The sequence below is a fragment of the unidentified bacterial endosymbiont genome, from assembly GCF_918320885.1.
In the GTDB taxonomy this organism is placed as follows: domain Bacteria; phylum Pseudomonadota; class Gammaproteobacteria; order Enterobacterales.
This window is the reverse complement of sequence record NZ_OU907312.1, coordinates 1,458,244-1,484,160: the sequence shown is the minus strand read 5'-3', so window position 1 is coordinate 1,484,160 and position 25,917 is coordinate 1,458,244. Positions and strand designations below refer to the sequence as shown.

At 48.6% G+C, this 25,917-nt stretch carries 17 protein-coding genes; 8 read left to right on the top strand and 9 right to left on the bottom strand.

Translation table 11 applies throughout. The features are described 5' to 3' along the window. Window positions 1-5: 5 nt before the first annotated feature. A complete protein-coding gene (gene accA, locus NL324_RS07450; protein WP_253306948.1) occupies window positions 6-968 on the top strand; it encodes an acetyl-CoA carboxylase carboxyl transferase subunit alpha in 963 nt (320 codons plus the stop codon). Window positions 969-986: 18 nt separating this feature from the next. Beyond that, window positions 987-2,375: a tRNA lysidine(34) synthetase TilS gene (tilS, locus tag NL324_RS07445; RefSeq protein ID WP_253306947.1), complete on the top strand. Its 1,389-nt coding sequence runs from the start codon at window positions 987-989 to the stop codon at window positions 2,373-2,375. Window positions 2,376-2,382: 7 nt separating this feature from the next. Here the strand turns inward: tilS and NL324_RS07440 are convergent, their stop codons facing one another. Both NL324_RS07440 and NL324_RS07435 read right to left on the bottom strand, forming a co-directional pair. Further along, window positions 2,383-3,990, bottom strand: a complete 1,608-nt coding sequence (locus NL324_RS07440; protein ID WP_253306946.1) for an ABC transporter substrate-binding protein — start codon at window positions 3,988-3,990, stop codon at window positions 2,383-2,385. Window positions 3,991-4,277: 287 nt separating this feature from the next. Continuing rightward, entirely contained in the window at window positions 4,278-5,885 is a 1,608-nt protein-coding gene (locus NL324_RS07435) for an ABC transporter substrate-binding protein (protein WP_253306945.1), read from the bottom strand. A gap of 507 nt (window positions 5,886-6,392) precedes the next feature. Between NL324_RS07435 and NL324_RS07430 the strand changes: the two genes are divergently transcribed. Beyond that, window positions 6,393-8,159: an ABC transporter ATP-binding protein gene (locus NL324_RS07430; RefSeq protein WP_253306944.1), complete on the top strand. Its 1,767-nt coding sequence runs from the start codon at window positions 6,393-6,395 to the stop codon at window positions 8,157-8,159. An 8-nt stretch (window positions 8,160-8,167) separates the two neighbouring features. Here NL324_RS07430 and NL324_RS07425 read toward each other — a convergent pair whose 3' ends face one another. After that, window positions 8,168-9,514, bottom strand: a complete 1,347-nt coding sequence (locus NL324_RS07425) for a dihydroorotase (RefSeq protein WP_253307160.1) — start codon at window positions 9,512-9,514, stop codon at window positions 8,168-8,170. A gap of 116 nt (window positions 9,515-9,630) precedes the next feature. Between NL324_RS07425 and NL324_RS07420 the strand changes: the two genes are divergently transcribed. Together NL324_RS07420 and NL324_RS07415 are read left to right on the top strand one after the other, a co-directional pair. Further along, window positions 9,631-9,990 carry an HIT domain-containing protein gene (locus NL324_RS07420; RefSeq protein WP_253306943.1) on the top strand — a complete coding sequence of 120 codons (360 nt, stop codon included), beginning with the start codon at window positions 9,631-9,633 and terminating at the stop codon, window positions 9,988-9,990. A gap of 454 nt (window positions 9,991-10,444) precedes the next feature. Further along, window positions 10,445-10,843 (top strand): H-NS family histone-like protein, encoded by a 399-nt coding sequence (locus NL324_RS07415; protein ID WP_253306942.1) that lies wholly within the window; start codon window positions 10,445-10,447, stop codon window positions 10,841-10,843. A 74-nt stretch (window positions 10,844-10,917) separates the two neighbouring features. Here the strand turns inward: NL324_RS07415 and NL324_RS07410 are convergent, their stop codons facing one another. From NL324_RS07410 to NL324_RS07385, 6 genes are all read right to left on the bottom strand, one after another. Beyond that, window positions 10,918-13,047, bottom strand: a complete 2,130-nt coding sequence (locus NL324_RS07410; protein ID WP_253306941.1) for an ATP-binding protein — start codon at window positions 13,045-13,047, stop codon at window positions 10,918-10,920. A gap of 145 nt (window positions 13,048-13,192) precedes the next feature. Beyond that, a complete protein-coding gene (locus NL324_RS07405) occupies window positions 13,193-15,340 on the bottom strand; it encodes an ATP-binding protein (RefSeq protein WP_253306940.1) in 2,148 nt (715 codons plus the stop codon). A gap of 145 nt (window positions 15,341-15,485) precedes the next feature. Further along, on the bottom strand, window positions 15,486-17,669 hold the full coding sequence (locus NL324_RS07400; protein WP_253306939.1) for an ATP-binding protein: 2,184 nt from the start codon (window positions 17,667-17,669) through the stop codon (window positions 15,486-15,488). 145 nt (window positions 17,670-17,814) lie between these two features. Beyond that, complete coding sequence (locus NL324_RS07395; RefSeq protein WP_253306938.1) at window positions 17,815-20,040, bottom strand: ATP-binding protein; 2,226 nt, start codon at window positions 20,038-20,040, stop codon at window positions 17,815-17,817. A 33-nt stretch (window positions 20,041-20,073) separates the two neighbouring features. Further along, on the bottom strand, window positions 20,074-21,459 hold the full coding sequence (locus NL324_RS07390) for an MATE family efflux transporter (protein WP_253306937.1): 1,386 nt from the start codon (window positions 21,457-21,459) through the stop codon (window positions 20,074-20,076). 129 nt (window positions 21,460-21,588) lie between these two features. After that, the gene (locus NL324_RS07385; protein WP_253306936.1) at window positions 21,589-22,074 is read right to left on the bottom strand and encodes a methylated-DNA--[protein]-cysteine S-methyltransferase; all 486 of its coding nucleotides are present in this window, start codon (window positions 22,072-22,074) and stop codon (window positions 21,589-21,591) included. A 31-nt stretch (window positions 22,075-22,105) separates the two neighbouring features. On the opposite strand from NL324_RS07385, the gene yoaA reads away from it, so the two are divergent. The 3 genes from yoaA to rnd are packed head-to-tail and all read left to right on the top strand — an operon-like array spanning window position 22,106 to window position 25,893. Next, window positions 22,106-24,031, top strand: a complete 1,926-nt coding sequence (gene yoaA, locus NL324_RS07380; protein ID WP_253307159.1) for a DNA repair helicase YoaA — start codon at window positions 22,106-22,108, stop codon at window positions 24,029-24,031. Beyond that, window positions 24,028-24,753, top strand: coding sequence for a tRNA (adenosine(37)-N6)-threonylcarbamoyltransferase complex dimerization subunit type 1 TsaB (tsaB, locus tag NL324_RS07375; protein WP_253306935.1), 726 nt, complete (start codon window positions 24,028-24,030; stop codon window positions 24,751-24,753). Before yoaA ends, tsaB begins: the two co-directional genes overlap by 4 nt. 12 nt (window positions 24,754-24,765) lie before the next feature. Next, a complete protein-coding gene (gene rnd, locus NL324_RS07370) occupies window positions 24,766-25,893 on the top strand; it encodes a ribonuclease D (RefSeq protein ID WP_253306934.1) in 1,128 nt (375 codons plus the stop codon). Window positions 25,894-25,917 lie beyond the last annotated feature (24 nt).

The following is a 25,917-nucleotide window of genomic DNA, read 5'->3' as shown; positions in this document are numbered from 1 at the left end:
AAACCATGAAGCTTGATTTTCTAGATTTTGAACAACCGATTGCCGAGCTAGAAGCAAAAATAGAGGCACTGAATCTCCTCAACCATCAAGCCAGTGAGCAACATCGTTTCAGCTTAGACGATGAAATTCAGCGCTTACGGCAAAAAAGCACGGAGTTGACCCATAAAATTTTTAGCGAATTAACGGCCTGGCAGATTGTAAAACTAGCGCGCCATCCCAATCGACCCTACACGTTGGACTATATTGACGCGCTATTTACCGAATTTGATGTACTAGCGGGTGATCGCCTCTATGGAGAAGATTGTGCGATTGTCGGCGGTTTGGCCCGTTTAGAGGGGCGTCCAGTCATGGTGATTGGCCACCAAAAGGGGCGGAGTACCAAAGAAAAAGTACGACGTAATTTCGGCATGCCCTCACCGGAAGGGTACCGTAAATCGCTACGATTGATGCAGATGGCTGATCGCTTTAAGCTGCCTATCTTCACCTTTGTTGATACGCCAGGAGCCTATCCCGGTGTTGGAGCTGAAGAGCGCGGCCAGTCCGAAGCGATCGCTTGTAACTTGCGTGAGATCTTTCAGCTGACTGTTCCGGTGATTGTGACCGTAATAGGCGAAGGGGGATCGGGAGGAGCCATCGCCATTGGGGTGGGGGATAAAGTTAATATGTTGCAATATAGCATCTATTCGGTGATCTCTCCCGAAGGGTGTGCCGCTATTTTATGGAAAAGCGCTGATAAAGCTGCCTTAGCGGCTGAGGCCATGGGGTTGACTGCCGAGCGTTTACAACAACTGCAGCTGATCGACCAGGTGATTCCAGAACCCCTAGGGGGCGCCCATCGTGATTTTCTGGGAGCGGCACAGGCACTAAAACAGCAGCTCCTGGCCGATTTAGCCGAGTTAGAGGGTTTAGCAATTCCACAGCTACTCCAGCGGCGTGAGATGCGGATTATGCAGTATGGGAGCAGCTAATTATCCGCTAGTGATTCGATGAGATCTGGGGTGAGTTTAGAATTACAACAGATAGTCGCTCAAGCACTGCGCGGTGCTACCCGGCTCTTACTGGCTTTGAGTGGTGGTTTGGACTCTTGTGTCTTACTGCAATTGCTGCAGCAATTGCTCGAGACACAACAGCTGCAATCGCTGCGAGCGGTGCATGTACACCATGGCTTAAGCCCGCAAGCTGACGAGTGGGCCACTTTTTGCCAGAGCTACTGTCACACTGTTGGGGTGGCCTATCAGTGTGTACCAGTCTTTGTCATCCAACGATCACGACACAGTCTAGAAGCTGCCGCCCGCACTGCACGGTATGCTGCGTTAGCACAGCTACTCGATCGGGGAGAGACGTTAGTCACTGCTCACCACCGAGATGATCAGTGTGAGACCCTGTTATTAGCTCTGAAACGAGGCAGTGGTCCAGCAGGATTGGCAGCGATGCCGCAGTGTCAACCCTTTGCTGCAGGTGTTTTGTGCCGGCCGTTACTGAGCGTGTCACGGGTTAGGTTACACGCCTATGCCCAGCAGCAGGGGCTGCAATGGGTTGAAGATGCCAGTAACCAGTTACTCCAGTTTGATCGTAATTTCCTCCGTCACCGCATTCTTCCCCCGGTAGTCGGGCGTTGGCCACACTTTGCCGAGGCCACACTGCGCAGTGCCCAGTTGTGTGGCGAGCAGGAGCAGTTGTTGGATGAACTGCTGCAGCCGCTGCTACAGCAGTGTCTGGATCAGCACGGTGCGCTGGCCATAGAGGCGCTGGCCCACTGCTCTGACGCTAAACGGCAGGCACTACTGCGCCGCTGGTGCCGTCAGTTAGGGGCGCCGGTTCCGAGCCGCCAACAGTTGCTTCAACTCTGGTCTCAGATCGCCCTGAGCAGTCAGGATGCTAATCCACAGCTACAGCTTGGTCACTGGCAGGTGCGGCGTTATCGGCAGCGGCTCTATCTGGTAGCACCCTTAGCGCCACTACCAGCGCTCTGCGTTTGGCAAGATCTTGAGAGCACTTTGTCGCTCCCAGCAGGGTTAGGGCGTGTCTGGCTGCAATCCAGTGATCTGCCGCTGCTAGCGACCGAACAAGTAGCAAGTTGGATCCGGCTTCCTGATCTAGGACAACGGGTTAGCTGGCGTTTTGGATTATCTGGCCGAGTACGCATCACTGGGCGTGGCAGCCGGCCACTAAAAAAAATCTATCAAGAGCAGGGGATCCCCCCCTGGTTACGCCCCCGGCTGCCTGTCCTGTATTACGACGACGTTGCGGTGACTATTCCTGGTTTATTTGTGACGGAAGCGGGGGCTCCACACCCAGTGAACCCAGCCAACTCATTGATATGGCAGAGTGATATGGCCCCTTTTTTGTGCAGAGCAAGCAGAGAAACCCTCTAGCCTAAAACTAATGCCGCGCTTTTTTAGGGGCTAGCGGCTGTTTGGTGAGGTAGAGATCTTTCGTGTAAAACCGATTCATGGGGTTACGGTCACTCAAGCCCCCAACATAGGGCTTGACCAGACGCAGAGCTACTGGATGAAATAACGGGATAATAGGCACGTCTTCCGCTAATTGTGCTTCCGCTTTGTGATACAGGGGCCAGCGTTCAGCGTTAAAGAGGCAGTCTAAGGCTTTCTCAAGCCAATGATCGAAATTCGGATTGTTATAGCCTGTTTCATTGTAGACACTATGAGAATATTGGACACCCAGTAACCCGTAGGGATCACCATAAGTGGTAGAGAAATCAAGGTGTGACATCTGATAGTTTCTTAAACTGGTCTTTTCTAAATAAACCTTCCACTCTCGAGGGACCAGCGTGGTTTCCACTCCTAAATGAGCCTGCCAGAGTGCCCGAACCAGCAGTGCCAACTGTCTATTAGCTTCAGCGGTTGGATACAGCAGGGTAAATTTCAACGGATTTTCTGGCCCATAACCGGCCGCTTGCAGCAGGGCTTGGGCCGTTTCTAGCCGTTGCTCTGGACTCCATAAGAGCCAGTCTGGCTGGTAAGGAGTTAAACCGCCTAAACCATCGGGGACCAGATTATAAGCGGGACCTTGTTCCATAAGACATAACTGCCGCAAGATCGCTTGGCGGTCTAATACTAAATTTAATGCCTGCCGAACGCGCACATCATTAAAGGGGGGAACGGTGGTATTCATTTGGTAACCCAGAAAACCGGGAATTGGAAACTCTCTTAGTTCTTGAGTCAGTTCCTTTTTTGTTTTTTTTATTAAACTGGTCGACACACCAGTAGGTGTGAGGTCAATATCTCCGGTTTGATAACGGGCTATTGCGGCTGCTTCATCGATTGACAGGTAGGTGACTTGGTCAACGATGGTGTGCTGATTATCCCAGTAATGGGGATTACGGATCAGCACAGTTTTTTCATTGGCTACCTGTTCTTTAAGACAGTAGGCGCCATTGCCGACCCAGTGTGTCGGCTGGGTCCACTGCTCCCCATAGCGCTCAATAGTTGCTCGATGTACCGGCAGCAACCCACTGTTGACTAACAGTTTTTTTAAAAATCCTAGCGGTTGCGATAGGGAGAGGTGCAGTGTCAGTGGCCCAAGGGCTTTGATCCCTAAGGTTTCAGGCGGTAGTTTGCCGGCCAAGATCTCTTCAATATTAGCGATTTTCATGGTCTGTAAGAGAACGGCTTTGGGCGCAGCGGTTTTAGGATCAGCAAGCCGCCGCCAGCTGTAGACAAAGTCATGGGCATCGATTTTATCCCCATTGGACCACTTGGCCCCAGGACGCAGATGAAAACTCCAACTCTTTTTATCAGGGCTGTAGGCATGGAGTGCCATGCCAGGAACTACTTCACCATGGCGATCAAGAATAAATAGCCCTTCCAGGAGATCAAACATGATTTTTTGTTCTGGCACGCCCAAGGTTTTATGGGGATCAAGTGATTCGGGATCCGAACCATTGTTGATCACCAACGCTTGTAGCGTGGCCAAAGGTTGTTTATCTGATCCTGCAACCGCTTGTAAAATAGTGTGAAACCACCCCATCCCGCATGCTCCTATGAGTAAAAAATACCGCCATGGCTGTTTTTTATGCTTCACCAGTTCACCTCTCGGTTATTAAAAACCACGCTTTGCCTGGGTATTGATAGTAACGTCAATAGTCTTTTTAGAGCTAATAGTCTGTTAATTTTTAGTCTATTAATTGTAAACTAATAAAAACTAACTTTTAAGGTGGATGATATTTTATGTTTTATTCGTTACTATTAACATAATATTAGTTGGGTATAATATCGCTTATTATGGGGAGCCCCCTAGTGCTGAAGGCAGTTGGTCTACTGCCGCGCTTTTTTAGGGGCTAGCGGATGTTTGGTGAGGTAGAGATCTTTTGTGTAAAACCGATTCATGGGGTTACGGTCACTCAAGCCACCAACATAAGGCTTGACCAGACGCAGGGCTACTGGATGAAACAACGGGATAATAGGCACATCTTCTGCCAGTTGCGCTTCTGCTTTGTAATACAGGGAACGGCGTTCAGTGTCATGGAGGCAGTCTAAGGCTTTCTCAAGCCAATGATCGAAATTCGGATTATTGTAACCCGTTTCATTATCGCAACTATGAGAACATTGGTTCCCCAGTAACCCGTAGGGATCACCACCGGTGGTAGAAAAACTAAGGTGTGCCATCTGATAATTTCTTAAACGGGTCTCTTCTAAATAGACTTTCCACTCTCGATGGACGAGCGTGGTTTCTACCCCTAAATAAGCCTGCCATAGCGCACACACCACCAGTGCTAATTGTTTATTAGCTTCAGAGTTTGGATACAGCAGGGTAAATTTTAACGGATTTTCTGGCCCATAACCGGCTGCTTGCAGCAGTGCTTGGGCAGTTTCTAGTCGCTGTGCTGGACTCCATAAGGCCCAGTTTGGTTGGTCAAGGGCTGAACCGCCTAAACCATCAGGGACCAGATGATGGGTTGGCAGCTGGTCTACAAGACATAATTGTTGCAAGATCGCTTGGCGGTCTAATACTAAATTTAAAGCTTGCCGAACACGTACATCATTAAAGGGGGGAAGGGTGATATTGATTTGGTAACCACGAAAAGCAGGCATTGGAAACCGTCTCAGTTCTTGAATTAATTCTTTTTTTAATTTTTTTAACAAATCTGATGAAACTTTAGTATGAGTGAGGTCAATATCTCCTGTCTGATAACGGGCTATTTCGGTCGCTTCATCGAGTGACAGGTAGGTGACTTGGTCAATCGTGGTGTGCTGATTATCCCAGTAATGGGGATTACGGATCAGCACAATTTTCTCATTCACTACGTGTTTTTTTAGACGATAGGCGCCATTGCCTACCCAGTGTGTCGGTTGGGTCCACTGCTCCCCATAGCGCTCGATAGTTGCTTGATGTACCGGCAGCAACCCGCTGTTGACTAGCAGTTTTTTTAAAAATCCCAGTGGTTTTGATAGGGTGAGCTGTAGTGTCAGTGGCCCAAGGGCTTTAATCCCTAAGGCTTCAGGGGGTAGTTTTCCAGCCAAGATCGCCTCAATATTAGCGACTTTCATAGTCCGTAAGAGCTCTGCTTTAGGCGCAGCGGTTTTAGGATCGGCGAGCCGCCGCCAGCTATAGACAAAGTCATGAGCATCGAGTTTATCCCCATTGGACCACTTAGTCCCAGGACGCAGATGAAAACTCCAACTCTTTTTATCAGGGCTGTAGGCATAGAGTGCCATACCAGGAACTACTTCACCATGGCGATCGAAAATAAATAGCCCCTCCAGGAGATCACCCATGATTTTTTGTTCTGCTGATCCTAAGGTTTTATGGGGATCAAGCGATTCTGGCTCAGAAGCATTGTTGATCACCAGCGCTTGTAGTGGTGCCAAAGGTTGTCTATCTGATCCTGCAACTGCTTGTAAAATAGTTTGAAACCAGCCCATCCCGCATGCTCCTATGATTAAAAAATACCGCCATGGCTGTTTTTGATGGTTCACTAGTTCACCTCTCGGTTATTAAAAACCACGCTTGGTCTGGGTATTGATAGTAACGCCAATAGCCTTTTTAGGTCTAATAGTTTGTTAATTTTTAGTGAATGAATAGCAAGCTGATAAAAAATAACCGTTAGGAGGGATACTATTTTATGATTGATTAGTTACTAAAAATATTAATTTTAATAACTAATCAATATAATGTTCCTAGCGGGATACAGCGTGCTGACGTCAGTCTTGCATGTCCGTAGTGACTCGCAGTTGATGATACGCCTCCTTATTGAGAGCAAGGTAGGATTCACGCGACTGCATCACCGTTCCATGGTGGGCTGCAGAGCAGTTTTGCACGGTGGCTGATCTATTCAAATGGAAAAAGAGTTAACTAGGCTGGTAATAAGTGTTTTAAAAAGTCACACTATTAATTTTTAACGTACTAATTTTGTTACTAATGGGGCTAGTATGCTAGATCAACACGCAAAAAACTGGTGGGCCTTCATTGGCTACTTTTTAAAAGAGTACAAGCGCTTTGTGATACCGTTTGTTAGCCTAGCGCTACTCTCTGGACTCTGGGCACCGTTGAATAGTCTATTGATCAAGATCATCATCGATAGGTTAGGCTTAGTATCCACCGAGCAGGCAACGGTCTGGATCCTGTGGCCAGCAGGGCTATTTGTGATTAACTTTGAAGTCCATAATCTATGTTGGCGTGGGATGGGCTATATCAATTATAAACTGCAGCCCCTGCTGAAAAATAGCATTATCACTGAAACAGTGAGCAGGGTTCATCAACAGTCCCAGCAGTTTTTTCAAGAGAGATTAGCCGGCCGCATTGCAGGCAATATTAATACCCTGGCGGATAATACAGAGCGTATTGTCCATGATATTGCTCGGCAGCTGCTGCGAACAGCGGTATTGATAGTGGGCGCCTTCATTAGCTTATACCTGGTGCACCCGAAGTTTTTTGTGGTCTTGCTCAGTTGGTTTCTGATCTTTGTGGTGATGGGACTGAGTCAGTCAAAACGATTAGTGATCTTATCAGAAGCCCAGGCAGCCGCGGAATCAACCGTTTCCGGGCAATTGGTTGATAGCATGACCAATAGTCATAACGTCAGAACTTTTACGAATGCTGCTTATGAGATCACGCATCTTAAACAGTATTTATTGAGGGCTAACCAAGCGTTTCAAACAAAAGAGTGGTTTGCTCTCAAACTACATTATCTGCAAGGGCTGTCGATTTCTATCTTGCAGGGATGCATGCTCTATTATCTGACGCAATTTTACCGGGATCACGCTATCACACTCGGTGATTTTGCACTGATTATCACCATGAGCCTAGAGGTCAGCTTTATGATTTGGCATGCTCTGGAGCAAGTGGAGGCATTAAACAGAGCCATTGGCCATTGTCAGCAGAGCTTGTCCAGGCTGTTTGTACCGCAAGCGATCAGTGATCAGGCACCGGGGTTAGCGTTGCGGGTGACACAGGGAGCCATCAGTTTTTCAGCGGTCACTTTTCATTATCCAGGCAGAGCACTACTCTTTAAAAAACTGTCGATCACGATTCCAGCGGCGCAAAAGGTGGGGCTGGTTGGCTATTCTGGCAGCGGCAAATCAACCTGGGTCAATCTACTTCTGAGGCTGTATGAGATCACGGAAGGCCAGATTATGATCGATGGACAAGCCATTCACGCAGTGACTCAGGACTCTCTGCGACACGCGATTGCGCTGATCTCTCAAGATCCGACGCTATTTCATCGTTCGTTGAGAGAGAATATTCGCTACGGTCGACTGGCGGCGACGGATCAGGAGATTCAGCTAGCAGCAGAGCGTGCCGGCGCTCATCAGTTTATTACCCAGCTGCCGGAAGGGTATGACACGCTGGTGGGGGAGCGTGGGGTAAAGTTGTCTGGCGGGCAACGTCAACGGATTGCGATGGCCCGGGCGATTTTAAAAGCGGCCCCCATTTTGATTTTAGATGAAGCGACTTCTCAGCTTGATTCACTGACGGAAAACAGTATTCAAGAGACCTTATGGCCATTCATGGAGGGTAAGACGACGATAGTGATCGCCCATCGGTTATCGACTCTGCTGCGGATGGATCGCATTCTTGTTTTTAAGCGCGGGCAGATTGTTCAAGATGGTTCACATACAACGTTACTCCAGCAGGAGGGTTTATATAAAACATTGTGGGATACCCAAGTCGGTGGCTACTTGAAAGATAACCGTTAGCAGCGGCTTTAACGTCGGAAGAGCAGCCGTTGCCCAGGCTGTTGGCCCGTCAGTTGTTGGCGCTGATAGACGATCACCCCATTGACCCAGGTAGTATCGATGCTGCTTTGGAAAGTCTCTCCAGTCAACGGAGACCAGCCACAATGATAGAGTAGATCCTCCTGGCGTACCGGGGTTGGCCGTTGTAAATCAACCAGGACTAAATCAGCCCAGTAGCCTTCACGAAGGTAACCGCGATTGACGAGTTGAAAACGCTCAGCCACGGCATGGCTGGTTTTTTGGACAATGAGCTCTAACGAGAGCAGGCCACGCTGGTATAACGCGAGTAACATCAAGAGCGCCTGCTGAACTAAAGGTAATCCAGAGGGCGCTTGAGCGTACGCCTGCTGTTTTTCGGCCCAGGTATGCGGCGCATGATCGGTCGCAATGATATCAAGTCTCCCCTCTTTGATCCCCTGGATCAGCGCCTGTTGATGCTGTGCCGATTTGATCGAGGGGTTACATTTAATTTGGTGCCCTAAGCGCTGATAATCCTGCTGGTTAAAGAACAGATGATGCACACAGACCTCAGCGGTGATCTGTTTATTCTGCAGATCGGCCAAGGTCGGGGCAGGGGTAAATAGCGCCAGCTCATCAGCGGTGGTCAGATGCAGCACATGCAGACGTGTTCCATGCTTTTTGGCGATCGCAACCGCTAAACGAGAGGAGCGTAGACAGGCTGCAACCGAACGGATTTCCGCATGTGCTTCCGCGGGGATAGCGCTGCCATAGCGTTTTGCGTAGGCTAGTTCGGCTGCTTGAATGGTGGGGGTATCTTCACAATGGGTAGCAATTAATAGCGGTGTGGTCGCAAAAATTTGGTTGAGAACCGCCTCATCATCTACCAATAAATCGCCCGTAGACGATCCCATAAAAATTTTAAGACCACACGCTTGTCCAGGTTTTAAGCGTTGGATCTCTTCGAGATTGTCAGGAGTTGCCCCAAGATAGAAACTATAATTGGCGACCGAGCTCGTGGCGGCTCGTGCATATTTGTCCTCCAAGGCTTGAAGGTTTGTGGTCGGTGGATTCACATTGGGCATCTCCATAAAACTGGTGATGCCTCCAGCTACTGCAGCCCGTGATTCGGTTGCGATAGTGCCTTTGTGGGGGAAACCGGGCTCACGAAAATGCACTTGATCATCAATCATCCCTGGGAGGAGATATTTGCCGGCAGCTTCTAGCACGGGTATTTGCGGTGGCGGGCTGATGGTGGGAGCGATCTGTTGGATCCGCCCCTGGGCAATCAATAGATCAGCCCGATAGCAGCGTCCCTCGTTAACCAGCATCGCCTCTTTAATGAGTAGGGAAGTCATCATGTCAGAATTGGTCTCATGAAGGCTGCAGTGCGTAAAGAGGTTGCTAATAAGCACGACAGTGATCGATACTGCTCGTTGGTTAGTATACGCTGATTATTGACAGAGAGGAAAGCATGGAGAGAGAGAGTTCCCTATTTACGCAAATTATACAGCGCCAGCGACCGGCTGACATTCTCTATCAGGATGAACAGGTGACTGCTTTTCGTGATATTGCACCGGCAGCCCCTGTTCATGTGCTGATTGTCCCCAATCGTCTGATTAAGACTCTGAATGATCTGCAATCTAGTGATACGGGCCTAGTGGGGCATATGGTACTGGTTGCCACTGACTTGGCTAGGCAACAGGGGATTGCTGATGACGGTTACCGTTTGATTATTAACTGTAACCAGCATGGGGGGCAAGTAGTCCCACACTTGCACCTTCATTTAGTGGGAGGACATCCTTTAGGCCCGCTGTTGAATCATCCCGATTAAGCGGCTCTGTTTTAAAAGGTGTGCAGAGTCCTTCGCTGAGAATAGGGCGGTAAAAACGTTACAATCCATTGGTTTTACTACCTTCTTCAATTTCAGTAGCCACTGACCGTCACAACAGTAAACTGCTAGGAATAATCCCCTATTTTAATCGTTATGGTCGTATCTCCCCAATTAAACGATCTATCGATCAAGGTGAATAATGAGTGGGTGGCTGCTGTTTCCTGATGCTTCCTGGCTGTGATTTCCAAAAGTTATTAGATGCTTATCAGGCCTCTTAATGTTTAGTCAGTTGATTGAGATAAATTTTAATAGTTAAAAAGTGTCATTAAAATCTTGTTGTCATCGGTAAAAACAGTCACAATAAGGTGAGGAGTTGCAGTGGTTTCGTAATTACCCTCTAGTTATTCCTTTGCGGGATGTAGTTTCTGTCAATTAATTTAACCATGGAGTTTTCATGTCTGCTGAAATTTTTAAGATCCTTCACAACATTCGAACATTAAGGGCACATGCACGGGAATTACCGATGGATGCGTTAGAAGAGATGTTGGAAAAAGTCAAGACGGTAGTCGACGAGCGTCGTCAAGAAGATCTTCAGGCCCAGGCGCATAAACAAGAGCATGAACAAAAATTGCAGCAGTACCGCAATATGCTGATGGCTGATGGGATTGATCCGAATGAGTTGCTGATGCCAACCGCTACTAAATCTGGGAAGCGTCGGGCACCACGGCCAGCAAAATATCAATATCTAGAAAATGGTGAGCAAAAAACTTGGACCGGACAGGGCCGTACACCAGCTGCTATGAAGCATGCCATTGAACGAGAAGGTAAAACATTAGAAGCCTTTTTAATTTAGTAGGCGCCCATACACTAGGGCAGGGCTGCTTCTGTTAGCTATTAAGAAGCGCCCTTAGCCTGTTTGGCTGCTAGCTACTGATTTAAGTATTGTACTGCTTGAGGACACTGGTGCTGTAATTCATCAACCCATTGCTTCACCTGAGGCCAAGCTTGCGGTAGGTTGGCTTGTTGGATTTTCTGGGCTAGTTGTTGTAACCGTTTTAAACCTAGAGTACTACAGGCGTTTTGAATGTTATGTGCTACGGCGCAGAGCTCCTTCTCCTGGTGTGCACCGAGCTGCTGTTGCAGCTCACTGAGGTAAGTTGGCAATATTTTCTTAAAGAGTGCCATATTGTCTGTTAATCCTGCAGGGCCTAATAACCCCAAATAATTATTTAGGCTCTCCTCATCCAACATCGGGATAAGCGCTTCCGGGGGCTTTTCCAACGGTTCTGGGCTAATCGGGCTTTTTAGCGTGCTATTTCTGCTATAGCCGTGCTGCTCAATGAGTGCTGCTAAAGACTCTATCGAGAGCGGTTTATTCAATACCGCATCCATCCCTTGTGTCAGATACGCCTGTTTATCCATCAATACCTGCGCCGTCAACGCCACTAGTCGGGGTAACAGTGCCTGAGGATAGGTGGCTCGTAATCGTTTAACCACTTCAAAGCCGCTCATATCGGGTAATTGAATATCTAATAAGATTAACTGGTACCGTTGAGGGGAGAAGCGGGCTAAAGCTTCGGCACCACTCGTGACAACGTCCACCGTATGCCCCAGCTTTTCTATAATCATTTTAGAAATTTTTATAGTTAAATCCATATCCTCAACAAGGAGTAGATGGAGTGGCACGGAGGGATGTGGTAGTGGGGTTGGCACTGGTGCAGCGGCGGGGTGTAGGGGGATGCGTAGGGTAAAGCAGCTGCCTTGCCCGAGCTGACTGTCAACCCTGATGGAGCCCTCCATCAGCTCAGCCAGGTGTTGCGAGAGTGCTAAGCCAATACCAGCCCCGGTTGGATTGTTCGGTGCTACTGGCTCTTTCACTTGGTAGTACAGGTCAAATATTTTGGATTGTTCACTGGCTACAATCCCAACGCCACTATCTGTGATCTCGAAGGCTAATAGAGGGGCAGGGGCGACTTCTGGGTAGATCCGCAATCTTACCCCGCCTTTTAAAGTAAACTTGACCGCGTTGCTCAGCAAATTCCACAAAATCTGCCGTAATCGGGTGCCGTTCAGTAATATAAATTCTGGTAACTTCTCACTCAAATGCAGTGTAAATGTCAATCCTTTAGGTTCTACTAGGACTTGGCCTAAATCTTCTAACTCCTCGACCAGATCACGGAGTGATAGCGGCGCAGCAACTAGTTTGATCTGGTGTTGCTCAAATTTTCCTAAGCTGACAATATCATCAAAAATATGATTCAAGGTGAGGGCATTAAGATAGATGGTTTTTAGATAACGCTGCTGCAGTGGTGGATCGAGCTGCTCCTCCCGCAGCAGTCGACTTAAGCCGATAATCCCGCTCAATGGCGTGCGCAGCTCGTGGCTAATAGTCGCAATAAAATGAGTTTTGCTATGATTAGCTTCTTCTAGTGCTAGTTGTAAATTTTTGCGATTTGTAGTATTTCGTCCTAAGGATAATATCCCACGCTGTTTTTTTATCGGATCATAAAAAGGCACCTTGTGGCTTTCAAGATAGATCTGCCATTCGGGTACCCAGTGTTCATAGATTAGTGGATAATTGGTTTGAAATAGTTGTCGATTGGTTTCAACTATCTTTTGTGCCACGGATGTACTATAGAGATGGTGTGGGGTTAAGCCAATGATCTGCTGCCGGCTTTTGCCTAGGAGTAATTCAAAAGCCTGATTGCAGGCAATAAGTCGATGATCTTCATCGTAGAGGCCAATCAAATCTGGCGAGGCATCCATAATAAATTGGAGCAAGGCCATCTTATGCCCCAGATCGTGTTCTATTTGTTCTTGTTGGGTGATGGCCCGCTCTAAATCTGTGATGGTATTTTGATGCCGCTGCTCTGCATGAACTTGCACTTTAAGCTGTTGTTTCAGCTGGGCAGACCGTTGCTGTTGCAGCATGACATTAATACTGGACAGGAGTATGATAGTTTTTAGCCAGCGGCAACAATTGAAGGGTAGGAATTCATCCCAGATTAAAACCAGCAGTAGTAATAGCGATAGCCCGACGGGCAATAGGCTTTGCAAAAGCCCCTTCCGCTCGCCCTTAGTGCCGCAGATTTTCTGGTAAAATTTATGAAACTTTTTCATGATGTTTCTGTGGGTTTTTTATTAACCTGGTAGTCATGGTGTAATCCGCTGAGCAGGTTACTATACCAATAATGTTGATCCACTACACTGTTTGGTCTACTGAGTCATCAGAGCGGGTGGAGGCTAGCCACTGATTTAAGTATTCTACCTCTTGGGGCCACTGGTGCTGTAAGTCATCGACCCACTGCTTCACCTGAGGCCAAGCTTGCGGTAAGTTGGCTTGTTGAATTTGCTGGGCTAGTTGTTGTAACCGTTTTAAACCTAGAGTACTACAGGCGTTTTGAATGTTATGTGCTACGGCGCAGAGCTCCTTCTCCTGGTGTGCACCGAGCTGCTGTTGCAGCTCACTGAGGTAAGTTGGCAATATTTTTTTAAAGAGTGCGATATTGTCTGTTAATCCTGTGGTGCCTAATAACCCCAAATAATTATTTAGGCTGTTCTCATCCAAGATCGGGATGAGCGCTTTCGGGGGCTTTTCCAACGGTTCTGGGCTAATCGGGCTTTTTAGCGTGCTATTGCTGCTATAGCCGTGCTGCTCAATGAGTGCTGCTAAAGACTCTATCGAGAGCGGTTTATTCAATGCTGCATCCATACCTTGTGTCAGATACGCCTGTTTATCCGTCAATACCTGCGCCGTCAACGCCACTAGCGGGGGTAACAGTGCCTGAGGATAGGTGGCTCGTAATCGTTTAACCACTTCAAAGCCGCTCATATCAGGTAATTGAATATCTAACAAGATTAACTGGTACCGTTGAGGGGAGAAGCGGGCTAAAGCTTCGGCACCACTCATGACAACGTCCACCGTATGCCCCAGATTTTCTATAATCATTTTAGAAATTTTTATAGTTAAATCCATATCCTCAACAAGGAGTAGATGGAGTGGCACAGAGGGGTAGGTTAGCGGGGTGGTTACTGGTTTAGCAACAGGGTGTAGGGGGATGCGCAGGGTAAGGCAGCTGCCCTGCCCGAGCTGACTGTCAACCCTGATGGAGCCCTCCATCAGCTCAGCCAGGTGTTGCGAGAGTGCTAGGCCAATACCAGCCCCGGTTGGATGATTCAGTGCTGCTGGCTCTTTCACTTGGTAGTACAGGTCAAATATTTTGGATTGTTCACTGGCTGAAATCCCAACGCCACTATCTGTTACCTCGAAAGCTAACAGAGGAGCCGGGGCGGCTTCTGGGTAGATCCGCAATCTCACGCCACCTTTTAAAGTAAACTTGACCGCGTTGCTCAGCAAATTCCACAAAATCTGCCGTAATCGGGTGCCGTCCAGTAATATAAATTCTGGTAACTCCTCACTCAAATGCAGTGTAGATGTCAATCCTTTAGGTTCTACTAGGACTTGGCCTAAATCTTCTAACTCCTCGACCAGATCACGGAGTGATAGCGGCGCAGCAACTAGTTTGATCTGGTGTTGCTCAAATTTTCCTAAGCTGACAATATCATCAAAAATATGATTCAAGGTGAGGGCATTAAGATAGATGGTTTTTAGATAACGCTGCTGCAGTGGTGGATCGAGCTGCTCCTCCCGCAGCAGTCGACATAAGCCGATAATCCCGCTCAATGGCGTGCGCAGCTCGTGGCTAATGGTCGCAATAAAATGAGTTTTGCTATAATTAGCTTTCTCTAGCGCTAGTTGTAAATTTTTGCGATCCGTAATATCTCGTCCAAAACCTAATACCCCGTGTTGTTTTTTTATCGGATCATAAAAGGGTACCTTGTGGACTTCAAAGTAAACCTGTGCTCTGGGTCCCCAGATTTCGTAGGTTACCGGACGATTGGTTTGAAATAGTTGTCGATTAGTTTCAACTTCTTTCTCCGCAACTTCTGTATCAAAAAATGGAAAGGGCGTTGAGCCAATCAGCTGCTGCCGGCTCTTGCCCGTGAGTAATACTATAGCCTGATTGCAGACAATAAATTGGGAGTCTTCATTATAGATGGCTATCAAATCTGGTGAAGCATCTGTAATAGATTGGAACAAGGTCAACTGATGCGTCAGATCGTGTTGTATTTGTTCTTGTTGGGTGAGGGTCAACTCTAAATCAAGAATGGTTTTTTGATACAGTGACTCTCTCTGAGTTTGTACTTTCAGCTGCTGTATGATAACACCAATGGTTGACAGAAGGATAATGATCCCTAGCCAGCGGCAACCATCAAAGGATAGGAATTCATCCCAGATTAAAACCAGCGGTAGTAATAGCGATAGCCCGACGGGCAATAGGCTTTGCAAAAGCCCCTCCCGCTCGCCCTTAGTGCCGCAGATTTTCTGGTAAAATTTATGAAACTTTTTCATGATGTTTCTGTGGGTTTTTTATTAACCTGGTAGTCATGGTGTAATCCGCTGAGCAGGTTACTATACCAATAATGTTGATCCACTACACTGTTTGGTCTACTGAGTCATCAGAGCGGGTGGAGGCTAGCCACTGATTTAAGTATTCTACCTCTTGGGGCCACTGGTGCTGTAAGTCATCGACCCACTGCTTCACCTGAGGCCAAGCTTGCGGTAAGTTGGCTTGTTGAATTTGCTGGGCTAGTTGTTGTAACCGTTTTAAACCTAGAGTACTACAGGCGTTTTGAATGTTATGTGCTACGGCGCAGAGCTCCTTCTCCTGGTGTGCACCGAGCTGCTGTTGCAGCTCACTGAGGTAAGTTGGCAATATTTTTTTAAAGAGTGCGATATTGTCTGTTAATCCTGTGGTGCCTAATAACCCCAAATAATTATTTAGGCTGTTCTCATCCAAGATCGGGATGAGCGCTTTCGGGGGCTTTTCCAACGGTTCTGGGCTAATCGGGCTTTTTAGCGTGCTATTGCTGCTATAGCCGTGCTGCTCAATGAGTGCTGCTAAAGACTCTATCGAGAGCGGTTTATTCAATGCTGCATCCATACCTTGTGTCAGATACGCCTGTTTATCCGTCAATACCTGCGCCGTCAACGCCACTAGCGGGGGTAACAGTGCCTGAGGATAGGTGGCTCGTAATCGTTTAACCACTTCAAAGCCGCTCATATCAGGTAATTGAATATCTAACAAGATTAACTGGTACCGTTGAGGGGAGAAGCGGGCTAAAGCTTCGGCACCACTCGTGACAACGTCCACCGTATGCCCCAGCTTTTCTATAATCATTTTAGAAATTTTTATAGTTAAATCCATATCCTCAATGAGGAGTAGATGGAGTGGCACGGAGGGATGTGGTAGTGGGGTTGGCACTGGTGCAGCGGCGGGGTGTAGGGGGATGCGTAGGGTAAAGCAGCTGCCTTGCCCGAGCTGACTGTCAACCCTGATGGAGCCCTCCATCAGCTCAGCCAGGTGTTGCGAGAGTGCTAGGCCAATACCAGCCCCTGTTGGATTGTTCGGTGCTACTGGCTCTTTCACTTGGTAGTACAGGTCAAATATTTTGGATTGTTCACTGGCTACAATCCCAACACCGCTATCTGTTACCTCGAAAGCTAACAGAGGAGCCGGGGCGACTTCTGGGTAGATCCGCAATCTTACCCCGCCTTTTAAAGTAAACTTGACCGCGTTGCTCAGCAAATTCCACAAAATCTGCCGTAATCGGGTGCCGTCCAGTAATATAAATTCTGGTAACTTCTCACTCAAATGCAGTGTAAATGTCAATCCTTTAGGTTCTACTAGGACTTGGCCTAAATCTTCTAACTCCTCGACCAGATCAGGGAGTAATAGCGGCGCAGCAACTAGTTTGATCTGGTGTTGCTCAAATTTTCCTAAGCTGACAATATCATTAAAAATATGACTCAATGTGACGGTGCTAAGATAGATGGTTTTTAGATAACGCTGCTGCAGTGGTGGATCGAGCTGCTCCTCCGGCAGCAGTCGACATAAGCCGATAATCCCGCTCAATGGCGTGCGCAGCTCGTGGCTAATGGTCGCAATAAAATGAGTTTTGCTATGATTCGCTTTTTCTAGTGCCACTTGTAATATTTTTCGATTTGTAATATTTCTTGCGTAGGTTAATACCCATCGTTGTTTTTTTACCGGATTATAAAAGGGAATTTTTCGGACTTCAAAATAGGCCTGCCATTCTGGATGCCAGAATTCATAGTTCATTGAACAATTAGATTGAGATGCCTGTTGAGTTATTTCAACAGACCGCTGTGCAGTAGCTTCGCTATCAAAGAACTGGCATGGGGTTAAGCCAATGAGCTGCTCTTTACTTTTCCTGAAGAGTGCCCCAAAGGCTTGATTGCAAGTAATCACTCTCTGATTTTCATCATAGATGCAGATTGAATCTGGTGAAACATCTAGAACCTCCTTAAATAAGATCATCTTATTTTCCAACTCATTGTATAATTGTTTCTGTTGGGTGACGGTTAGCTCTAGATCAAAAATAATTTTTTGATGCAGCTGCTCTGTTTGGGCTTGCAGTGTCAGCTGTTGTTGTAGCCATTGGGTTTGGCGTTGTTGTCGCGTGGTAACGCCAATAATGCACAGGAGAATGATGATGATTCTTAGCCAGCGGCAATAATTGAAGGGTAGGAATTCATCCCAGATTAAAACCAGCAGTAGTAATAGCGATAGCCCGATGGGCAATAGGCTTTGCAAAAGCCCTCCCCGCTCGCCCTTAGTGCCGCAGATTTTCTGGTAAAATTTATGAAACTTTTTCATGATGTTTCTGTGGGTTTTTTATTAAACTGGTAGTCATGGTGTAATCCGCTGAGCAGGTTACTATACCAATAATGTTGATCCACTACACGGTTTGGTCTACTGAGTCATCAGAGCGGGTGGAGGCTAGCCACTGATTTAAGTATTCTACCTCTTGGGGCCACTGGTGCTGTAAGTCATCGACCCACTGCTTCACCTGAGGCCAAGCTTGCGGTAAGTTGGCTTGTTGAATTTGCTGGGCTAGTTGTTGTAACCGTTTTAAACCTAGAGTACTACAGGCGTTTTGAATGTTATGTGCTACGGCGCAGAGCTCCTTCTCCTGGTGTGCACCGAGCTGCTGTTGCAGCTCACTGAGGTAAGTTGGCAATATTTTCTTAAAGAGTGCAATATTGTTTGTTAATCCTGCAGGGCCTAATAACCCCAAATAATTATTTAGGCTCTCCTCATCCAAGATCGGGATGAGCACTTTCGGGGGCTTTTCCAATGGTTCTGGGCTAATCGGCCTTTTTAGCGTGCTATTGCTGCTATAGCCGTGCTGCTCAATGAGTGCTGCTAAAGACTCTATCGAGAGCGGTTTATTCAATGCTGCATCCATACCTTGTGTCAGATACGCCTGTTTATCCGTCAATACCTGCGCCGTCAACGCCACTAGCGGGGGTAACAGTGCCTGAGGATAGGTGGCTCGTAATCGTTTAACCACTTCAAAGCCGCTCATATCAGGTAATTGAATATCTAACAAGATTAACTGGTACCGTTGAGGGGAGAAGCGGGCTAAAGCTTCGGCACCACTCGTGACAACGTCCACCGTATGCCCCAGCTTTTCTATAATCATTTTAGAAATTTTTATAGTTAAATCCATATCCTCAACAAGGAGTAGATGGAGTGGCACAGAGGGGTGGGGTAGCGGGGTGGTTACTGGTTTAGCAACAGGGTGTAGGGGGATGCGCAGGGTAAAGCAGCTGCCCTGCCCGAGCTGACTGTCAACCCTGATGGAGCCCTCCATCAGCTCAGCCAGGTGTTGCGAGAGTGCTAGGCCAATACCAGCCCCGGTTGGATGATTCAGTGCTGCTGGCTCTTTCACTTGGTAGTACAGGTCAAATATTTTGGATTGTTCACTGGCTGAAATCCCAACACCGCTATCTGTTACCTCGAAAGATAACAGAGGAGCCGGGGCGATTTCTGGGTAGAACCGCAATCTTACCCCGCCTTTTAAAGTAAACTTGACCGCGTTGCTCAGCAAATTCCACAAAATCTGCCGTAATCGGGTGCCGTCCAGTAATATAAATTCTGGTAACTTCTCACTAAAATGCAGTGTAAATGTCAATCCTTTAGGTTCTACTAGGACTTGGCCTAAATCTTCTAACTCCTCGACCAGATCACGGAGTGATAGCGGCGCAGCAACTAGTTTGATCTGGTGTTGCTCAAATTTTCCTAAACTGACAATATCATCAAAAATATGATTCAAGGTGAGGGCATTAAGATAGATGGTTTTTAGATAGCGTTGCTGCAGTGGTGGATCGAGCTGCTCCTCCCTCAGCAGTCGACATAGGCCGATAATTCCGCTCAATGGCGTGCGTAACTCGTGGCTAATGGTCGCAATAAAATGAGTTTTGCTACGATTAGCTTTTTCTAGCGCTAGTTGTAAATTTTTGCGATCCGTAATATTTCGTCCAAAGGTTAATACCCCTCGCTGTTTTTTTATCCGATCGTAAAAGGGCACCTTGTGGACTTCAAAATAAGCCCGCCATTCAGGTAGCCAGTGTTCATAGGTTATTGAACAATTGGATTGAAGTAGTTGTCGACTGGTTTCATCTGCCCTCTGTGCCGGGGCTTCGCTATAGAGCTGTCGTGTGGTTAAGCCGATGATCTGCTGCTGGCTTCTGCCGAGTAGTAATTCCAATGCTCGATTGCAGGCAAGCACTTTCTGATCTTCATCGTAGAGACTCATTGCATCTGGCGAGGCATCCAGAATAGCTTGGAGCAAGTTCGCTTTGTATGCTAGCTCCTGTTGTACTTGTTCCCGTTGGGTCATGGTCAACTCCAAATCAAGGATAGCGTTTTGCTGCTGCTGCGCTGCCTGGGCTTGTTCTTTAAGTCGTTGTTTCAGCTGTTGGGCCTGACGTTGTTGTTGCGTGATAACACCGATACTGAACAGGAGCCCAATGATGCTTAGCCAGCAATAACCATCGAAGGGTAGGCGTGCATCCCAGATTAAAATCAGCAGCAGTAACAGCGATAGTCCAACGGGCAGCACTCTTTGAAAGAGTCTAGCATCGACGATCTTCTGGTAAAATTGACGCCACGGGTTCATGAGGTTTCTGGCGGTTTTCTGCCCCTTGGGGAGCTAGCGGGTCATCCGCTGTAATAGCGTCGTTTTTTCCAGCCGCTGTATCCATCGCAGGCGCAACAGTAGCAAAGTGGCTGTACCGGTCAGGCCCACAATAAAGCCATACCATATTCCGCGGGCCCCCATGGCTGGGACTATCCAGTCAGTCAATCCCAAAATATAGCTACAAGAAAATCCCAATAACCAATAGGAGATGAGGGTGATTAAAAAGACTGCCAGGGTATCTTGATAACCGCGTAAAGCGCCATTAGCAATGACTTGCAGGGCATCCAGGCATTGATAAGCCGCCGCAAATAACATCAGTTGTATCGCCATCGACTGCACGATACTATCGCTATTAATCCAGCCTGCGATAGGGGAGCGCCAGACGATGGTAATAGTGGTCGTCACCAGTGCAACCAAGAGCCCCACGGCTAATCCGGTATGGGCGGCCGTTTTTGCCTGTTCGGTTGCTTGTTCTCCTAACCGGTTGCTGACACGCACCGAAACGGCAATTCCCAGTGAAAATGGCAGGGTGAACACTAACGAGCTAAAGGTCATGGCAACCTGATGGCCGGCAACCCAGTGGTCCCCAAAAGGGGTGATCAGTAACGCGGCCATAGCAAAGAGTGTCACTTCAAAAAAGTAGGAGAAGCCGATAGGGAGTCCCAATTTGAGTAAAGCAGTTAAAGTTTTGAACTGTGGCCACTCAAATTGTGTGAATAATTTCAGAAAATGCAATGCTGGACTAGCAAGCACATAGCACAGCATTAATACAAATAGCACCCAATAAACGACCACAGTCGCAACACCACAACCACCCCCCCCCAATGCCGGTGCTCCAAAATGGCCATGAATAAAAATATAATTAACCGGAATATTCACTAAAAGGCCAATAAGACCGATGATCATGGCGGGAACGGTCCTCGAGAGCGCTTCACACAGACAGCGCAGTACCAAATAAAACAGATAGCTGGGTACTCCCCAAACCATAATATGGAGGTAACGTAGCGTCAGCTGGGGTAGGTTTGAATCAATCTGCGGTCTATGGGCAATCACCCAGGTAAGCATCCCGTCACTGCAGTAGAGTATTCCGATAATAGGGAATGTAATCAACAGTGCCAACCAAAAGCCTTGCCATACCAGGTGCTTGATTTCATGATAAGCCCCAGCGCCCTTCAGTTGGGCAATGATGGAGGAGAGGGCTTGTAACAGACCGTGACCAAATAAAATAACCGGTAACCAGATAGAACCAGCCACCGCGACTGCCGCCATATCAGTAGGGCTGACAGTACCCGCCATCACCGTGTCGATAACCCCAACGGCGATTTGCGTGAATTGCGTAATCCAGACTGGCAGTGACAGTTTTAAGAGTGCACGTGCTTCACGATAATATTTTTGCACTGGATATTCCTTTATAGCGTGTCTTAAACAAAGAAAGCAGTGAATAGCCACTGACTGATCGATATTGCATGATCTCATTTTACCGGAAGTGAGAAAATAATTGAGGGTTATTTGAGGATAGCTAGGCACTTATTCAGCAGGACGGTAGGGGATTCCTTCCAGCTGGAGTAGTTGCTGTTTGATTTTGAGTCCCCAGTGGTAGCCAGTTAACTGCGCTTGGGCCCCTAACACCCGGTGGCAGGGGAGGACGATCATCCAAGGATTCGCCCCGATCGCCGCCCCTACGGCCTGGCTGGCTTTAGGCTGGTTCACTGCACGCGCTATTTGACCATAAGTAGTGCTCACACCATAAGGAATGCGCTGTAATTGCTGCCAAACTGTTTGCTGAAACCGGCTCCCTCGCGCGGCTAAAGAAATATCACTAAAAGAGACGGCGCTGCCACTGAAGTAGGCCTGTAAACGCTGTAATAGCGTCTGTAGAAGGGGTAATTGGCGACCATCTTGATGCATCATGGTTAAGTTCTCATGGTCGCTTAAACTGATTTGCCATACACTGTGCGCATCCGCGAGTAAACAGAGTGTGCCAATCGTGGTGGTGTAATAGCAGCAATACATACAAAATTCCAGCTGATTGAGGGGTAGGGTGATTATAGAGGATTTTGGTGAAGCTGGGGTGCTGGCTACAGCACTGAACAGCTTTACACCTCGCGCATCACAATCAGAGATGGCCGAGGCTGTGGTACAGACGATCCAGCGACAAGGGGTGTTGGTGGTTGAAGCGGGGACGGGCACTGGTAAAACCTACGCCTATTTGGTGCCAGCGCTGCGTTCGGGGCGCAAGGTGGTGATTTCAACGGCTTCAAAAGCCTTACAAGATCAACTCTACCAGCGGGATCTGCCCGCTATTGCCCAGGCGCTCAATTTTACCGGCCGGGTGGTGGTATTAAAGGGGCGGCGTAACTATCTGTGTCAACAGCGGTTAGAGCAGCATATCAGCCAGGCAGCCCAGTTCGATCCAGCCGTGGTAGCCGATCTCGTACAGTTACGGTACTGGTCTAGTCAGACGCGTTCAGGCGCCATCAGCGACTGTGCAACGGTCTCCGAGGAGAGTGCTGCCTGGCCATTAGCGACCAGCAGTGAGGATAACTGCTTGGGCAGTGAGTGTCCGCATTATCAAGGGTGCTTTGTGGTTAAGGCACGGCAACAGGCGCTAGAGGCTGATATTGTGATTGTGAACCATCATCTGTTTTTTGCTGATAGACAGCTGCAGACAGCGCATCATGCCACCCTGATTGCGCCAGCAGAGGTGATGATTATTGATGAGGCACACACCTTGCCGGAGATTGCCGCGCACTATTGTAGTGATTCACTGAGTAGCCAGCAGCTAACAGCGGTGGCTCGGGAGGTGATCCAGAGCGTCCAACAGGAATTGAATGAGTTTATGAGTTTAAGAGAGGGTGCTGAACAGCTCTCTCACAGCGTGCAGCAGTTGCAGCGTACCTTAGGGACGACCCGCCATCGGGCCCATTGGCGGCAAGCCCTACAGGATGAGACGATACAGCAGGCCGTCACTCAATTGCAAGAGGCCTTAGCGCTCTGTCATTCACTGCTAGGGTTGGTATTGAAGCGAAGCACGCTGTTGGATAATGCTTGGGAGCGGGTGACGGCTTATCAAGCGACCCTGAAGCAGTTGCAGCTGGTTGAAGTCGCGGGTTATGGCTATTGGTATCAAGCAACCCCCTGGAGTTTTACCATTGCGCGGACACCGTTGTCGGTGGCCGCCCCTTTCCAAGCACTGATGATCGCTCAGCGTGCCGCCTGGATTTTTACCTCTGCTACCTTAGCCGTGAATCAGCAGCTGGAGCATTTTTGTCAACAGTTGGGCCTGCATGATCCGCAAACACTGCTGCTCTCCAGCCCTTTTAACTATTCTGAACAGGCCATGCTCTGTATTCCACGCTATCTGCCCTCCTCTCAGCATCCCTCTTGGGCTAACCAGTTGGCGCAGCTATTGCATCCCCTACTTAAAAAGATCTCTGGAGGCTGTTTGGTGCTGTGCACCGCTTACCAGCGGATGCATCACTTAGCTGCAGCCTTTCAAACGCTACTGGATCACCCGGTATTAGTTCAAGGAGCAGCCAGCAAATCACAGTTGTTAGCGCAGTTCACCCAAGCAGGTAATGCACTCCTAGTGGCCACCAACAGTTTTTGGCAAGGGATTGATATCCCAGGCCCAGCACTCTCTTGCCTGGTCATCGATAAATTGCCTTTTACACCGCCGGATGATCCGCTATTACAAGCGCGCAGTGCTGAGTGTCGACGCCAGGGCGGAGATCCTTTTAGGGCGCTGCAGATCCCAGAGGCAGTGATCGCTTTAAAGCAGGGGGTTGGACGACTGATCCGCACTAGTAGTGATCGGGGTATCTTGATCCTGTGCGATGATCGTTTAGTCTCTCGACCTTATGGTACCCTGTTTCTGGGGAGTTTACCGCCCATGCCGCGCACCCGGGATCTCCAGCAGGCGATTGATTTTTTGCTCGCTACCGATCCGCTCTCCAGGAATCCTGAATGACTACAAGAGTATTGGCACTTGAGAGTGCTACCGAGGCCTGTTCTGTTGCCTTATGGGTTGATGGGGCCATTGAGAGCTGCTATCACCTGGCCCCCCAGCAGCAGCGACAACAGCTGTTACCCATGGTGGCGCAACTACTGGCGCAGGCCGGATTATCATTAACGGCACTGGATGCTGTGGCCGTTAGTCAAGGGCCGGGCAGCTTTACGGGGGTGCGATTGGGTCTGGGGGTGGCACAGGGGTTAGCATTCGGCGCTGATCGCCCCTTGGTTGGCCTATCTACCTTGATGATATTAGCGCAGGGGGCTTACCGGCTCTCCAGATCAGAGCAGGTTGTGGCAGCCATTGATGCACGATTAAAACAGATCTATTGGGGCAGTTATCAGCGCCAAGGGGAGGGTTGGCAGGCAGTCACTGCGGAGGCACTCTCCACGCCCCTCACACCGCTCGATTTTTTGGCTGAGTATCCAGGTGCTTGGAGTCGGGTTGGTACGGGTTGGTCAGTCATCAACGCTCAACAGGGATCTGAGCCGCTGGCAGCACCGGCGCTATTATACCCTCACGCACAAGATCTACTGCCCTTAGCGGTGGCAGCTTGGCAGCGTGGAGAGGCCGTAGCAGCGATGCAGGTGCGTCCTTGCTACCTCCGTGACCAGGTGGCATTAACGAAGCAGGATCGTGCTGTCACGGGATCACTCCAGGGCTACTCACCTAGACAGTAGGAATTAAAGTTAATGCAGTATGAGATTATCCGGAATGATCAACAGCTGGCACGTTGTTGTCACAACGCCCGTCAGGCCCCGCGCATTGCCCTCGATAGTGAATTTGTGCGGAATCGCACTTTTTACCCGCAATTAGGTTTAATTCAGCTCTATGATGGAGTACAGATTTCACTGATTGATCCGCTAGGTATTCAAGCGTGGCAGCCATTACGCGACCTGTTCCAGGATCCACAGGTCGATAAGGTGCTGCATGCCAGTGGCGAAGATATCGAGACCTTTCAACACTACTTAGGAGTGGTACCCCACCCCTTGTGGGATACCCAAATTTTGGCGGCCTTTGGCGGGGGACCCTTATCGAGCAGCTATAGTAGCTTGGTAGCAAGCCATCTGCAGGTGTCATTAGATAAGCAGCAGCAGCGAACTGATTGGTTAGCCCGCCCGCTACAGCAGCAACAACTGCACTATGCTGCCGCCGATGTCTACTACCTTCTGCCAGTAGCCGAGCAGTTGTTGGAGCAGCTCACCCAAGGCCCTTGGCTGGTGGCGGCTCAAGAGGAGTGCCAGTGGTTAGTTCAGCAACGCACATTAGCCATTGATCCCCAGCAGCTCTATCAGCAGATGATACCAAGCCAAGGTTTAGCGCCCCGCTCGCTGGCTTGTCTTAAAAAGCTAGCAGCCTGGCGTTTTTCTGAAGCAGTGGCTCGTAATAGGGCACTGAATTTTGTGGTGCAAGCGCATGATTTATGGCAAATTGCTCAGGCGCTCCCAAACTCTTTGCAGGCGCTGCGGCAGTTAGCGTTACCGCAACCGGTGCTGCACCGTTATGCACAAACGCTGTTAACCCTCGTGGCGGAAACAGAGCAGCTGCCGGTAGCCTCCTTACCCACGCCGCCCCCTTGCTTGATCCTACAGGGTCACTATAAGGCGGCGGTCACGGCGATTAAACAGCTGATCAATACCGTTGCAGCGCAGCACCAGCTCACCCCAGCACTGTTAGCCTCGAAACGGCATATTGATCAGTTGTTAATCTGGCATTGGTACGTTGAGCAGCGGGATCAGAGGGGTTATCCGCTATTGCTACAGGGCTGGCGTGCCGCGCTGTTAGGTCCATCGCTGATGGCGTTATTGGCTGCTTATTAATGCACGCTGCCGGCACCCCTAAAG

Bases quoted from the DNA above. Each gene is read 5' to 3' on its own strand.
- accA (WP_253306948.1), top strand. From the start codon at position 6: ATGAAGCTTGATTTTCTAGATTTTGAACAACCGATTGCCGAGCTAGAA.
- tilS (WP_253306947.1), top strand. From the start codon at position 987: ATGAGATCTGGGGTGAGTTTAGAATTACAACAGATAGTCGCTCAAGCA.
- NL324_RS07440 (WP_253306946.1), bottom strand. From the start codon at position 3,990: ATGGGGTGGTTTCACACTATTTTACAAGCGGTTGCAGGATCAGATAAA.
- NL324_RS07435 (WP_253306945.1), bottom strand. From the start codon at position 5,885: ATGGGCTGGTTTCAAACTATTTTACAAGCAGTTGCAGGATCAGATAGA.
- NL324_RS07430 (WP_253306944.1), top strand. From the start codon at position 6,393: ATGCTAGATCAACACGCAAAAAACTGGTGGGCCTTCATTGGCTACTTT.
- NL324_RS07425 (WP_253307160.1), bottom strand. From the start codon at position 9,514: ATGACTTCCCTACTCATTAAAGAGGCGATGCTGGTTAACGAGGGACGC.
- NL324_RS07420 (WP_253306943.1), top strand. From the start codon at position 9,631: ATGGAGAGAGAGAGTTCCCTATTTACGCAAATTATACAGCGCCAGCGA.
- NL324_RS07415 (WP_253306942.1), top strand. From the start codon at position 10,445: ATGTCTGCTGAAATTTTTAAGATCCTTCACAACATTCGAACATTAAGG.
- NL324_RS07395 (WP_253306938.1), bottom strand. From the start codon at position 20,040: ATGAACCCGTGGCGTCAATTTTACCAGAAGATCGTCGATGCTAGACTC.
- NL324_RS07385 (WP_253306936.1), bottom strand. From the start codon at position 22,074: ATGTATTGCTGCTATTACACCACCACGATTGGCACACTCTGTTTACTC.
- tsaB (WP_253306935.1), top strand. From the start codon at position 24,028: ATGACTACAAGAGTATTGGCACTTGAGAGTGCTACCGAGGCCTGTTCT.
- rnd (WP_253306934.1), top strand. From the start codon at position 24,766: ATGCAGTATGAGATTATCCGGAATGATCAACAGCTGGCACGTTGTTGT.